The following is a 12,265-nucleotide window of genomic DNA, read 5'->3' as shown; positions in this document are numbered from 1 at the left end:
GTCAGTACGCACGGATCAGTCAGTACGTACGTAGAGGGGCTCGCCCGGTGGCGTCGCCTCGGCCGGCAGGATCGCCAGGTCGAGGCCGCGCACCAGGCGGGCCCTCAGTGTTTCGTCGGCGGCGATGCGGCGGGCCACGCGCTGGGCGGCCTCGGCCGGGTCCGCGCTCGGGTCGAGCACCAGGGCGAGGGTGCCGTCGGAGCTGCCGGGGCCGAGGTGGGCGCGGAGCACGGCGGGCTCGGCGGCGACGGCCGCGCGCACCGCGCCGGTGACGGCGGGGTCGGCGAGCGGGTCGGCGCCGGCGCGGCCCTCGGCGAGGGCGAGCAGCGCGGCCCGGCCCAGTTCGTAGGGGACGGGGCCCGCGAGGTCCAGGACGATCGTGTCCGCCTGTTCGTGGGCCGCGGCCTGGAGCGCCTGGTGCAGGGGGACGGCGACGGGCCGGGCCGCCGGGTCCCACAGGGCGAGGGCCTCGGTGGAGGTGAAGGCGGGCAGTGCCTTGCGGTCGCCGGCCTTGAGCGTGGGGACGGCCATGTCGCTGGTCTTCTCGCGGCGAAGGCCGTTCTCGTCCTCCTCGACCTCGCCGAGTACGGCGACGACGGGAACGAGGAGCCGGGCCTCGGCCAGGGCTTCGAGGACGGGCCCGTGGGCCGTACGGTCCTGCGACCAGGCGGTGAGCGCCGCGGCGAGCCGGGGGTCGGCGGTGCCGTCGTCGTCGGAGAAACCGGGGTCGGGAATGTTCTTGTTCGCCATGTTCGCCACGGTGTCGACCCTAGTCCGGCCCTAGGGAGGGCCGCCCGGCGCCCCTGCCGGCGGGACGCGCCGTCCCCCGAGGAGCAGGGTCACGGCCTCGGGCAGGGGGCCCCGCCGCCCGCGCCACAGATAGGTGCCGGCCGCCAGCAGGGCCACGCCAAGGCCGCCCGCGACGGGCCCGACCCAGGCGGCGGGGCCGCTGTCGCCCTCCGCCGCGTCGGGGCCGGGGCCGAAGTACTTCTCGCCGTACGCCGCCGCGCGCGGCTTGTCCCGCCCGAGTGCGGCGCCCCGGGTGAGGGCGGCCGCCGGGTCGATGAGGCCGAAGCCGCGGGAGTCGTCGCGCCCGCCGGGCGGTGCGTCGCGGGCGGTGTTCTCCAGGAGCTGTTTGATCTGCGCGGGCGTGAGGCCGGGGTGGGCGGCGCGGATCAGGGCGACGGCGCCGGAGACGAAGGCGGAGGCGGCGCTGGTGCCCCATCCCTCGTAGTACTTGCCGTCGGGGTCGGCGATGACGATGTCGTCGCCGGGCGCGGCGACGGTGGCGTACCACCGGCGGGTGGAGAAGGAGGCGCGGTCGCCGTTCTCGTCCACGGCCGTCGCGGCGATCACGCCGGGGTAGGCGGCCGGGTAGGAGACGTGGTCGCCGCGCTCGCCGCCGTTGCCCGCGGAGGCGACGACGGCGACGCCCTTCTTGAGCGCGTACTGGACGGCGGCGTCCTCGGCGGGTTCGGGGTGGGCGGACTTGGAGTCGTCGCCGAGGGAGAGGTTGATGACGTCGGCGCCGTGGTCGGCGGCCCAGCGGATGCCTTCGGCGAGCGCGTTGCCGCGGGTGTTGCGGGCCTTCTTGCGGGCGGGGTCGCCGTCTTCGAGGATCACGCGGATCGGCAGGATCCTCGCTTCGGGCGCGATGCCGAGTACGCCGTCGCCGCGGCCCTCGCCGTGTCCGTGGCCCGCGATGATGCCGGCCATGGCGGTGCCGTGCCGGGCCCAGGGGCGGTCGCCGCGGCGGGCGCCGAAGCCGACCATGTCCTTGCCTTCGAGGACGTTGCCCACGAGGTCGGGGTGCTGGGCGTCGATGCCGGTGTCGAGGACGGCGACGGTGATGCCGGCGCCCTTGGTGGTCTGCCAGGCCTGGCCGGTGTGCATGGCGTCCAGGCCCCACTGCTGGGCGCGGATGCCGTCGTCGGCGTGCGCCGGGGCCGCGGGGGCGAGGGCCAGCGCGGCGGCGACCGCGGCGGCGGCCAGTGACTGACGGGGCCTCATCACGCCTTGTCCGCCTTCGCGATGGTCTTGCGCAGGCCTCGCTCGACGCGGTCGGCGATGCCCTTCGCCTCGTGGCCGAGGCCGGACTGGGCGGGCGCCGAGGCGGTGTTGCTGCCCATCGCCTCGGTGGCGGGCTCCGGGTCCGTGACGGCGCGGCCGTCGGCGAACCCGGATACGGCGTACGCGACGACGGGCGCGTCCGGCAGTACGGACACCGTCCAGGACGCGCGCTGGGCGTCCCCGAAGTCCTCGGCCGCCGTGCCCTTGGCCGCGTAGGGCCTCGGCATGAGATCGGGGCGCCGGTCGAGGCCCTCGCGCGTGAAACGGTTCCGCAGCGCCCGCATGGCCTCGGCGTCCGCCTTGGTGAACAGCAGGCCCACGGTGGTGACATGGCTGCGGGTGGCGTCGGTGTACGTGGCGCGGAGCAGGCGCAGGCAGCCGGCCGGGGCGAGGGCCTTGTGCAGCAGCGGGTCGAAGGCGGCGTCGCAGCCGCTGTCCGGGGCGACGGCGATCCGGGTCCAGGACCGGTCGGCGCCGCCGGGGCCCGCGCCCTCGCCCTTGAGGGTGGGCGGGAAGAGCCGGTCGACGGGGACGCTGTGCCAGAGCCGGCCGGTGACCGCGTACGCACTGCGGTTGCCGCCGGTGGCGGACGACTCGCCGGTGAGCCAACTGCCGGTCACGGCGCCGCCGATGAGCCCGAGCCCAAGGACGACGCAGGCCGCGGCGGCGGCCACGCGGGGGCGGGCCCAGGCGCTGACGGGGCGCAGCCGGGTGGTGGTGTCGTCGTACAGGGCGGGCCGCGCGAAGAACACGAAGGGCCGCCCGGCGGCGGGCCGCTCCGGTACGTCACCCGCGTCGAGGACGCGCCGGGTGCGGGTGCCCGAGGGCGGGGCGTCGGGGAGGCGGGCGGAAGCGGGTGGGGGTGGCGGGGCGTCGCCGTCGGCGTCGTCGGGGCGGCGGGGCAGGGGGCCGCGCGTGGCCTTCGTGACGTCGCGGGCGGGGGGCCCGGCTTCGTAAGGGGTCGACGCCGTGTCCCGGTCCCGGCCCTGGACCCGGCCCTGGTCCCGTGACCGGTCACGGTCACGGTCTTGGGACCAGTCCCGGTCCCGGTCCCGGTCCCGCGAAGGGGATACCCCGGGAGGGGGTTGCGCGGGGAACCCGGCCGGCGCTGTGGCGGCCGCGCCGGTCCCCGGGAACTCGGTCCCGGCGGACGCGTTCTCCGCCGCGCCGGGCAGCAAGGCCGTCGCGGGCCGGGGCGCGGTCACGTCTCCCGGCGCGGGGTCGCCGGACGCCCCGCCGCCGCGCCCGACGGCCCGTGCCGCCTCGGTGAACGGAGCCAGCAGGGCCGCTACGCGCGAGGCCTGGTCGTCGTCCTCGGTGCCGGCCGTGGGGCGGGGTGCGTCGAGGAGCCAGTCGTCGTCCACCGGGGGGCGCACGTCGGGGAAGCGGGCGGACGGCGCGGGCGGCGGCTCGTCCGGAGGGGAGGCGGGGCGGGGCGGCGCGGTGGGGCGCGGGGGAATCGGGGTGCGTCCCGCCTCCGTGCTCATGCTCCCCCGTCTCCTCGCGCTCCGGCTGCCGGAACGCTCGGCCCGGCGAGGCTCCGTGCGCGTCACTCTACGGGCAGACGCGGGGCCCGGGGGAACCCGGACCGGGCCCTCGGGCGATCTGCCCGGATCCTCCCCCTACCCTCCGGTAATCGGGTCTGGCAGGCTTCGGCCATGACTGCCCGTGCCGCAGACCGGGCCCGCTACGACCGGGCCACCGCACACCTCGACGCCCCCCTCGCGATCATCGACATGGACGCGTTCGACGCCAACGCGGACGATCTCGTACGCCGGGCCGGCGGGAAGCCGATCCGGGTCGCGAGCAAGTCCGTGCGCTGCCGGGCCCTGCTCGAACGGGTCCTGGCCCGCGAGGGCTTCGCCGGGATCATGTCGTTCACGCTCGCCGAGTCGATGTGGCTCGCGCGTTCCGGCTTCGACGACGTCCTGCTCGCCTACCCCTCCGCCGACCGCGCCGGTTTCGCCGAGCTGACCGCCGACCCCAAGCTCGCGGCGGCCGTGACGGTGATGGTCGACGACCCCGCGCAGCTGCGGCTGATCGACGAGGCGAGGGACGGCGGGGCCGAAGAGGTGCGGGTCTGCCTGGAGTTGGACACCTCCTTCCAGGTGCTGGGCAGGCGGGTACGGATCGGTGCGCTGCGTTCGCCGCTGCACTCCCCCGTGCAGGTGGCCGCGCTGGCCCGCGCCATCGCCCGGCGGCCCGGGTTCAGGCTCGTGGGCGTCATGGCGTACGAGGGTCATGTCGCGGGGGTGGGCGACGCGGTGGAGGGGCATCCGGCGCGCTCGCGGGCGATCAGGATGATGCAGGCCGCGGCCCGCAAGGAGCTGGCGGAGCGCCGGGCGAGGACCATCGGGGCGGTGCGGGCCCTCGCGCCGGACCTGGAGTTCGTGAACGGCGGCGGCACGGGCAGTGTGCAGCACACCGCGGCCGAGCGGGCGGTGACGGAGATCGCCGCGGGGTCGGGGCTCTTCGTGCCGCGGCTCTTCGACCACTACACGTCGTTCAGCGGCCGGCCGGCGGCGCTCTTCGCCCAGCCGGTGGTGCGCAGGCCGGGGCCGGGGACCGTGACGGTGCTCGGCGGCGGCTATCCCGCGTCGGGTGTCGCGGGCCCCGACCGCTCGCCGGTGCCCTATCTCCCCGAGGGGCTGCGGTACGACCCGCGGGAGGGTGCGGGCGAGGTGCAGACGCCGCTGCACGGCCCCCCTGCGGACGATCTGCGGATCGGCGACAAGGTGTGGTTCCGGCACGCCAAGGCCGGGGAGCTGTGCGAGCGGTTCGACACGCTGCATCTGGTGGAGGGCGACCGGGTGACGGGGAGCGTGCCGACGTATCGGGGCGAGGGCCGCACCTTCCTCTGACCGGATGCCCGGATGACCGGCAGGCTGCCTACGGCGTCGCGCCGACGTCCTCGCCCACGCCGCCGCCCGTCGCGCTGTCGTCGGTCGAGCGGATGCCCTTGACGATGCGGTCCATGACGGAGAGGGGCGGGGCGTCCTTGGCGGCGCCGACGCAGAGGCGGACGATGACCATCGGTTCGGAGCCGATGCTGGACTTGAACGCCACCGACTGCACGTACCCTCCGGAGCCTTTATCGGTGCGGACCTTCCAGCGCACGTAGTAGCCGCTGCGGCCCGCGACGGCCACCGTGCCCTCCGCGGCCTTCTCGTGGCCGGTGATGCCGCCGTAGTACTCGCTGCCGAGGGCGTTCTCGCCGTAGATCTCCTTGGCCGCGTCCTCGATGTCGCCCTTCGCGAGCGCCTTGGGCGACGTCTCGTCGGTGGAGGTCACCGGGTGCGAGGTGACCTGGCCGTGGCGGCAGACGCCCGCGTCGCCCGGGCAGTCGAAGGTCTTTGACGTCCGGACGGTCGGCTTGTCGTGGACGGCGCCCTCGGCCTTCTCCCAGCCGTCGAGGACGGGGATCGTGATGCCGTTGAGGTCGTCGACGAGGACGTCCGGGTCGGGATCGGCCGTCTTCGTGGGCGTCGGCGTGGGGCTCGCGCTCTTCTCGGTCGCGGCCGGAGTGCTCGGCGCCGGGGCCGCACCCTGCGGGTCGCCGTCGTCCTTGCCGAGGGCGACGGCGCCCGTGACGATCGCCGCGACGAGCACGGCACCGGCGGTGGCGAGGGCGATGACCTTCGCCCGGCCGCCGCCCGCGGACGCCGGGGCGATCACCGCGGTCGCGGCGGGGTCCGGTGCCGGGCCGAAGCCCTGCCCCACCGCGGCCGCCTGGGGGTTCTCGGGGGTGCGCCGGTGCTCGGTCCATGCGGCACCGTCCCACCAGCGCTCGACGGAGGGCTGATGGGGGTCCGGGTACCAGCCGGGCGGAGGCGTCATGCTCATCCCGGCACTCTAGGACGTGCCTCGACGATCAGTACACCGAGTCCCGCTGATCGGGCACGACCGACCCGTCCTCGCGGAGCACCGGGCCCTTGCGGCCGTCGTGTTCGTTGTACGCGCTCGTCGCGCACGGGTAGCCGCCGCTCTTGTGCGGCATCGGCTCGATGAACATGGGGTTCACGACCCACCGGCCGTCGGCGTTGTCGTACGCGCGGCACATGAACTCGCTCTTGTTGCGGTTCAGCACGAGGTGCGCGCCGGTGGCGTCGCCGACGAACGTCACGTCCGTGTCGGCGTCGCCGCCGCCGAGCGCGATGCGGCGGCTCTGGTCCTGCTTCTCCCAGGCGGACTTGCCCTTGATCTTGAAGATCTCCTGGTTGATGAAGCAGCGCTTGCCGTCGATGTAGGGGATGGCCTCGCCCTTGTTCACGGGCACGCCGCCGCAGCCCTGGTTCCAGGGGGTGATGCGGCCCCTGCCGTCCAGGACGGAGCGGATGGCGATGGTGTGCGCGCGGTCGATGCCCACGCTCTTCGACCACACCTCGGCGACCGGTTCGGAGCCCGCGGAGACGATGTAGACGTCGAATCCGGCCCTCTTGAGGGTGCGGATCAGGTCGCGCTGCTGGTCGTAGTAGCGGACGTAACCGGGGATCTCGTGCGTGCCGACGGTCTGCGTGGCGCCGACGGGGGCGGCGAGCGCCTCCTTGCGGGCCTTCGCGGCGTACGACTCCAGCTCCGGGACGGTGTGCCCGGCGAAGAGCTGCGGCACCCAGGCGTACTGCGGGACGGTGTGGCGGTGGTCCCACTCGCCCGCGAAGGCGGCGGCTCCGCTCATCGTCCTCCCGTCCTCGCGGACCTCGAAGATCTCGTCAGCGCAGTCGGTGTCCGTGGAGGTCGGCAACGGCTTGCCGACGGGCACGTCGGTGCCGCAGGCCTTGGTGAGGGCGCGGTCCGCGTCGTCGGTCAGCCACTTGCTGGTGGACTTCCAGCTCTTGGGGCGCAGGATCTTGTCGTGCCGCAGCGACCAGGCGATGGTCGCGTCGGTGACGTCGTTCTTGACGACGGTGTTGTCCCAGTCGAAGGCGGCGACCGGCCGCTTCCCGCCGTGGCCGAGGCCGCGGTTCGCACAGCGGCCGCGCTCGTCGATCATCCGCTGGAGCTTGGCGCGGTTGTCGCCGTACCAGTCGAGCTTCTTCGACAGCTGCGGGCAATGCCCGCCGGGGGTGCGGGAGTCGGACGGGTGCACGGCCGTGGCGGCGGCCGCGGGGAGAGCTGCCGGCACGGCCGCCAGGGTGGCGGCGGCCAGGGTCAGCGCCAAAATGTTTCTGTTACGCATGTGAGTGGACCGTACATCCTTTCTAGGAGGCTGACGACGGTGTCGGCGCCCCGTACACCGTGTCCCTCTGATCGGGGATCACGGAGCCGTCCGTACGGCGAACCGGGCCCGCTGCGCCGTCCCGTTCGGTGTAGCCGGTGGTGGCGCAGGGGTAGGGGTCGGCCTTCTCGCCCTTGGGCTCGATGAACATGGGGTTGACCAGCCAACGGCCGTCGCCGTTGTCGTAGGCGCGGCACATCAGCTCGTTCTTGTTGCGGTTCAGGACGAGCCTCAGGCGGGTGGCGTCGCGCAGGAAGGAGATGTCGGTGTCGGAGTCGCCCGCGGCGAACACCTGCCGCTTGGCGGCCGGTTGGACCTTCTCGGCGGCGGCGTCGCGCACCCCGAGGATCTCCTGGTTGATCCAGCACCGCTTGCCGTCGATGTACGTGATCATCGAGTCGTCGCCGTCCCCGACCGTGCCGCAGCCCTTGAGGTGCGCGGTCAGCTTTCCGTGCGCGGTGACGTTGCGGATGCCGATCGTGTGCCGGGCGTCGATGCCCACGCCCCGCGCCCAGACCTCGGCGACCGGCTCGGGCGAGGCGGAGACGACGTACACGTCGAAGCCCGCCTTCTTGAGCGTGCGGATCAGGTCGCGCTGCTGGTCGTAGTAGCGGACCCAGCCGGTGACCTTGCCAGTGCCGACGCGCTGCTCGGTGCCGATGGGCGCGGCGAGGTTCTCCCGGCGGGCGGCGGCCGCGAAGTGCTTCACCTGGCGGGTGGACCAGCCGCGGGTGAGCTGGGCGAGCCAGGCGTACTGCGGCTCCATGCGGCGGTGGTCGAAGCCGGCGAAGGCGGCCTTGCCCGAGGTGGTGGTGCCTTCGCCGTAGACGGAGAGGATCTCGTCGGCGCAGGCGGCGTCGGTGCGGGTGGGGAGCGTGGCGCCCGTGGCGGGGCACGCCTTCGCGAGGGCCCCGGCCGCCGGGCCGGTCAGATAGCGGCTGGTGGTGTGCCAGTCGCCGCCCAGGGGCGTACGTATCCTGTCGTGCCGCAGCATCCAGAACATGGTGGCGTCACCGACGTCGTTCTTGATGACGGTGTTGTCCCAGTCGAAGGTGGCGACGGGCTTGGCGCCGCCCTTGTGGCCCCGGGTCCCGCAGAGGCCGTATGTGTCGATCATGCGCTGGAGCCGTGCCTTGTTCCCGCCGTGCCAGCCGCGCGAGACGGTGAGGTCGGGGCAGGGGGCGGGCCGCTCCCCGGCTTCGGTCCGGGGCGGCTTGCCGGGTGCGGTCTGGGTGGCCTCCGCGGTGGCCTGGACGGTGAGGAGACCGGCCGAGGCGACGGCGAGTACGGCTGCTGCCGCGACGGCGCGGCGCTTGAGGTTCACGAACACACTCCCGTGTCTACGCAGGTCAGCCGGGCGTCCCGCGACGCCCGGCTGACGAGGTGGTGGCCGGAGGATGAACTACAGGGGCGTGACGTACGCCCCGGTGAGGCCGCCGTCGACGAGGAAGTCCGTGGCGTTCACGAACGAGGCGTCGTCGCTGGCGAGGAACGCCACCGCGGCCGCCATCTCCTCGGCCTCGGCGAAGCGGCCCACCGGAATGTGCACGAGCCGGCGCGCGGCGCGCTCGGGGTCCTTGGCGAACAGTTCCTGGAGGAGCGGGGTGTTGACGGGGCCGGGGCACAGCGCGTTGACGCGGATGCCCTCGCGGGCGAACTGGACGCCCAGCTCGCGGGACATGGCGAGGACGCCGCCCTTGGAAGCGGTGTAGGAGATCTGCGAGGTCGCGGCGCCCATCCGCGCCACGAACGACGCGGTGTTGATGATCGAGCCCCTGCCCTGGCGCCGCATGTAGGGGATGGCGGCCTTGCAGCAGAGGTAGACGGAGGTGAGGTTGACCTCCTGGACGCGCTTCCAGGCCTCCAGGCCGGTGTCCAGGATGGAGTCGTCGTCGGGCGGCGAGATGCCCGCGTTGTTGAAGGCGATGTCGACGGAGCCGTAGGTGTCGAAGGCCGTCTTGAAGAGCGCCTCGACCTGCTCGGCGTCGGTGACGTCGACCTTCACGAAGGTCCCGCCGACCTCCTCGGCGGCGGCCTTGCCCGCGCTCTCGTCGATGTCGCCGCAGACGACGTTCGCGCCCTCGGAGGCGAGGCGGCGCGCGGTGGCGAGGCCGATGCCGCTGCCGGCGCCGGTGATGACGGCGGTGCGGCCGACGAGGCGGCGGCAGATGTTCTGCTCAGTCACTGTGCGGGACCTTCCGTGCTGATGAAGACGTTCTTGGTTTCCGTGAAGGCGGTGAGGGCGTCGGGGCCGAGTTCCCGGCCGAGGCCGGACTGCTTGTAGCCGCCGAAGGGGGTCCAGTAGCGGACGCTGGAGTGCGAGTTGACGGAGAGGTTCCCGGCCTTGACGGCCGCGGAGACGCGCAGGGCCCGGCCGACGTCCCGCGTCCAGATGGAGCCGGACAGGCCGTACTCGGTGGCGTTGGCGAGCCGGATCGCGTCGGCCTCGTCCTCGAAGGGGATTACGACGGCGACGGGGCCGAAGACCTCCTCCGTGGCCACCGGGGACCGGGGGTCGACGTCGGTGAGCAGGGTCGGCGGGAACCAGAAGCCGGGGCCCTCGGGGGCCGTTCCGTGGATGCCCTCGCCGGGGGTGACGTAGGCGCGGACGCGGTCCAGCTGGGTCCTGGAGATCAGCGGGCCCATCTGGGTCTTCTCGTCGGACGGGTCGCCGACGACGACCGACTCGATGGCGGGCCGCACGGTCTCCAGGAAGCGGTCGTAGACCGAGCGCTGGACGAGGACGCGGGTGCGGGCGCAGCAGTCCTGGCCGGAGTTGTCCAGGTACGACATGGGGGTGGCGAGGGCCGCCGCCTCCACGTCGGCGTCGGCGAAGACGATGTTCGGGCTCTTGCCGCCGAGTTCGAGGGTCAGGCGCTTCACGCGGTCGGCGCACGAGGCCATGATCCGCTTGCCGACTCCGGTGGAGCCGGTGAAGACGATCTTGGCGACGCCGGGGTGTTCGACGAGCGTGTTGCCCGCGACGGCGCCCTCGCCGGGCAGGACCTGGAAGAGGCCTTCGGGGAGGCCGGCCGCCAGGGCGAGTTCGGCGAGGCGCAGCGCGGTGAGCGGTGTCGTCTCGGCCGGTTTGAGGATCACCGCGTTGCCCGCCGCGAGGGCGGGTGCCGTGCCCCACGCGGCGATCGGCATCGGGAAGTTCCAGGGGGCGATGACGCCGACGACCCCGAGGGGCTCTAGGACGGTGACGTTCAGGCCGCCGGGCACGGGGATCTGCCGGCCGCTCAGCCGCTCGGCCCCACCGGCCGAGTAGTCGAGCAGGTCACGGACGTTGCCGGCCTCCCAGCGGGCGTTGCCGATGACGTGACCGGCCTCGCGCACCTCCAGGCGGGCCAGCTCTTCGAGGTGGTCGTCGACCTGGGCGGCGAAGCGGCGCAGCAGCCGGGCGCGGTCGGCGGGGGCGGCCGCGGCCCACTGCTCCTGGGCCCGCGCGGCCCGGGCGACGGCGGCGTCGACGTCCTGCGCGGTGGCGGCGGGGACGGTCGCGACGATGTCTTCCGTCGCCGGGTTCAGTACGTCGAGTTTCAGGACCTCAAGCAAGGCTGCCTCACATGCGTTCGAAGGAGCGGCGCAGCTCCCAGTCGGTCACCGCGGAGTCGAAGGCGTCCAGCTCGACCCGCGCCATGTTGCGGTAGTGCGCGACCACCTCGTCGCCGAAGGCGGCCTTGGCGATGGGGCTGTTCTCCCACAGCTCGGCGGCCTCGCGCAGGGTGGTGGGAACGTGTGCGTAGTCGCCGGTGTACGCGTTTCCGGTGCACTCCTCCGGCAGTTCGAGCTTGTGCTCTATGCCGTACAGGCCGGCCGCGACGAGCCCGGCGACGGCGAGGTGCGGGTTCACGTCGCCGCCGGGCAGCCGGTTCTCGAAGCGCAGCGAGCGGCCGTGGCCGACCACGCGCAGGGCACAGGTGCGGTTGTCGTAGCCCCAGGCGGCGGCGGTCGGCGCGAAGGAGCCGGGCACGAACCGCTTGTAGGAGTTGATGTGGGGCGCGTAGAGGAGGGAGAAGTCGCGCAGCGCGGCGAGCTGTCCGGCCAGGAAGTGCCGCATGACGGGTGACATACCGCCCGGGTCGTCCTGGGAGCCCCGCATGACGTTGTTCCCGTCGGCGTCCTGGAGCGAGAGGTGGATGTGGCAGGAGTTGCCCTCGCGCTCGTTGAACTTGGCCATGAAGGTGAGCGAGACGCCTTCCTGGGCCGCGATCTCCTTGGCGCCGGTCTTGTAGATGGCGTGCTGGTCGCAGGTGACGAGGGCCTCGTCGTAGCGGAACACGATCTCGTGCTGGCCGGGGTTGCACTCGCCCTTGGCGGACTCGACGACCAGGCCGGCGGTGGTCATGTCGTTGCGGATGCGGCGCAGGAGCGGCTCGATGCGGCCGGTGCCGAGGACGGAGTAGTCGATGTTGTACTGGTTGGCCGGGGTCAGGTTCTTGTATCCGGCGTCCCAGGCCTGCTCGTAGGTGTCCTTGAAGACGATGAACTCCAGCTCGGTGCCGACGTGCGCGGTGTAGCCGAGCTGGGCGAGGCGCTCCAGCTGGCGGCGGAGGATCTGCCGGGGCGCGGCGACCACGGGCGATCCGTCGCTCCAGGCGAGGTCGGCGATCAGCATCGCGGTGCCCTCGTTCCAGGGGACGCGGCGCAGGGTGCTCAGGTCGGCGTGCATGGCGAAGTCGCCGTAGCCGCGGTCCCAGGAGGACATCGCGTATCCGTCGACGGTGTTCATCTCCGGGTCGACGGCGAGGAGGTAGTTGCAGCCCTCCGTGCCGTGTTCGAGGACCTCGTCGAGGAAGAAGCGGGCGGCGAACCGCTTGCCCTGGAGCCGCCCCTGCATATCGGGGAAGGCCAGGACGACAGTGTCGATCTCGCCGCTCGCGACCAGGGCCGTCAGCTCCTGGACGGCGAGCGGGGGTGTGCGGTCTGCCACGGGAAATGCCTCCTTGGGTCAGCCGGGAGCCATAAGGTATTGCG

The 12,265-nt window shown here is 73.3% G+C and carries 10 protein-coding genes; 1 reads left to right on the top strand and 9 read right to left on the bottom strand.

All coding sequences use genetic code 11. The features are described 5' to 3' along the window. Positions 1–15: 15 nt before the first annotated feature. The 3 genes from IG54_RS0115080 to IG54_RS42925 are packed head-to-tail and all read right to left on the bottom strand — an operon-like array spanning position 16 to position 3,557. Complete coding sequence (locus tag IG54_RS0115080; RefSeq protein ID WP_030783028.1) at positions 16–750, bottom strand: SseB family protein; 735 nt, start codon at positions 748–750, stop codon at positions 16–18. 30 nt (positions 751–780) lie between these two features. Beyond that, a complete protein-coding gene (gene mycP / locus IG54_RS0115075) occupies positions 781–2,010 on the bottom strand; it encodes a type VII secretion-associated serine protease mycosin (RefSeq protein WP_051819521.1) in 1,230 nt (409 codons plus the stop codon). Continuing rightward, on the bottom strand, positions 2,010–3,557 hold the full coding sequence (locus IG54_RS42925) for a hypothetical protein (RefSeq protein ID WP_267883636.1): 1,548 nt from the start codon (positions 3,555–3,557) through the stop codon (positions 2,010–2,012). Before IG54_RS42925 ends, mycP begins: the two co-directional genes overlap by 1 nt. Positions 3,558–3,728: 171 nt before the next feature. Between IG54_RS42925 and IG54_RS0115065 the strand changes: the two genes are divergently transcribed. Beyond that, positions 3,729–4,931, top strand: a complete 1,203-nt coding sequence (locus tag IG54_RS0115065) for an amino acid deaminase/aldolase (RefSeq protein WP_030783022.1) — start codon at positions 3,729–3,731, stop codon at positions 4,929–4,931. A 28-nt stretch (positions 4,932–4,959) separates the two neighbouring features. Here the strand turns inward: IG54_RS0115065 and IG54_RS0115060 are convergent, their stop codons facing one another. From IG54_RS0115060 to IG54_RS0115035, 6 genes are all read right to left on the bottom strand, one after another. Then, positions 4,960–5,913 (bottom strand): DUF2510 domain-containing protein, encoded by a 954-nt coding sequence (locus IG54_RS0115060; protein ID WP_030783018.1) that lies wholly within the window; start codon positions 5,911–5,913, stop codon positions 4,960–4,962. 28 nt (positions 5,914–5,941) lie between these two features. Further along, positions 5,942–7,246 carry an HAD family hydrolase gene (locus tag IG54_RS0115055; protein ID WP_030783014.1) on the bottom strand — a complete coding sequence of 435 codons (1,305 nt, stop codon included), beginning with the start codon at positions 7,244–7,246 and terminating at the stop codon, positions 5,942–5,944. A 22-nt stretch (positions 7,247–7,268) separates the two neighbouring features. Further along, a complete protein-coding gene (locus IG54_RS0115050) occupies positions 7,269–8,609 on the bottom strand; it encodes a haloacid dehalogenase-like hydrolase (RefSeq protein WP_030783012.1) in 1,341 nt (446 codons plus the stop codon). A gap of 78 nt (positions 8,610–8,687) precedes the next feature. Beyond that, positions 8,688–9,470 carry a 3-oxoacyl-ACP reductase gene (locus IG54_RS0115045; RefSeq protein ID WP_030783008.1) on the bottom strand — a complete coding sequence of 261 codons (783 nt, stop codon included), beginning with the start codon at positions 9,468–9,470 and terminating at the stop codon, positions 8,688–8,690. Beyond that, positions 9,467–10,843 carry an aldehyde dehydrogenase family protein gene (locus IG54_RS0115040; protein WP_030783004.1) on the bottom strand — a complete coding sequence of 459 codons (1,377 nt, stop codon included), beginning with the start codon at positions 10,841–10,843 and terminating at the stop codon, positions 9,467–9,469. The genes IG54_RS0115045 and IG54_RS0115040 overlap by 4 nt, the downstream gene beginning before the upstream one ends. Before the next feature lie 7 nt (positions 10,844–10,850). Further along, on the bottom strand, positions 10,851–12,221 hold the full coding sequence (locus IG54_RS0115035) for a glutamine synthetase family protein (protein ID WP_030783001.1): 1,371 nt from the start codon (positions 12,219–12,221) through the stop codon (positions 10,851–10,853). Positions 12,222–12,265: the final 44 nt, after the last annotated feature.

Origin of the sequence: Streptomyces sp. NRRL S-920 (assembly GCF_000717945.1) — a bacterium.
Lineage (GTDB): Bacteria > Actinomycetota > Actinomycetes > Streptomycetales > Streptomycetaceae > Streptomyces > Streptomyces alboniger.
This window is presented reverse-complemented; position numbering and strand designations above follow the sequence as displayed.

What these genes read in the sequence shown, in the direction of transcription:
- IG54_RS0115080 (WP_030783028.1), bottom strand. Translation starts at nt 750, where the DNA reads ATGGCGAACAAGAACATTCCCGACCCCGGTTTCTCCGACGACGACGGC.
- mycP (WP_051819521.1), bottom strand. Translation starts at nt 2,010, where the DNA reads ATGAGGCCCCGTCAGTCACTGGCCGCCGCCGCGGTCGCCGCCGCGCTG.
- IG54_RS42925 (WP_267883636.1), bottom strand. Translation starts at nt 3,557, where the DNA reads ATGAGCACGGAGGCGGGACGCACCCCGATTCCCCCGCGCCCCACCGCG.
- IG54_RS0115065 (WP_030783022.1), top strand. Translation starts at nt 3,729, where the DNA reads ATGACTGCCCGTGCCGCAGACCGGGCCCGCTACGACCGGGCCACCGCA.
- IG54_RS0115060 (WP_030783018.1), bottom strand. Translation starts at nt 5,913, where the DNA reads ATGAGCATGACGCCTCCGCCCGGCTGGTACCCGGACCCCCATCAGCCC.
- IG54_RS0115055 (WP_030783014.1), bottom strand. Translation starts at nt 7,246, where the DNA reads ATGCGTAACAGAAACATTTTGGCGCTGACCCTGGCCGCCGCCACCCTG.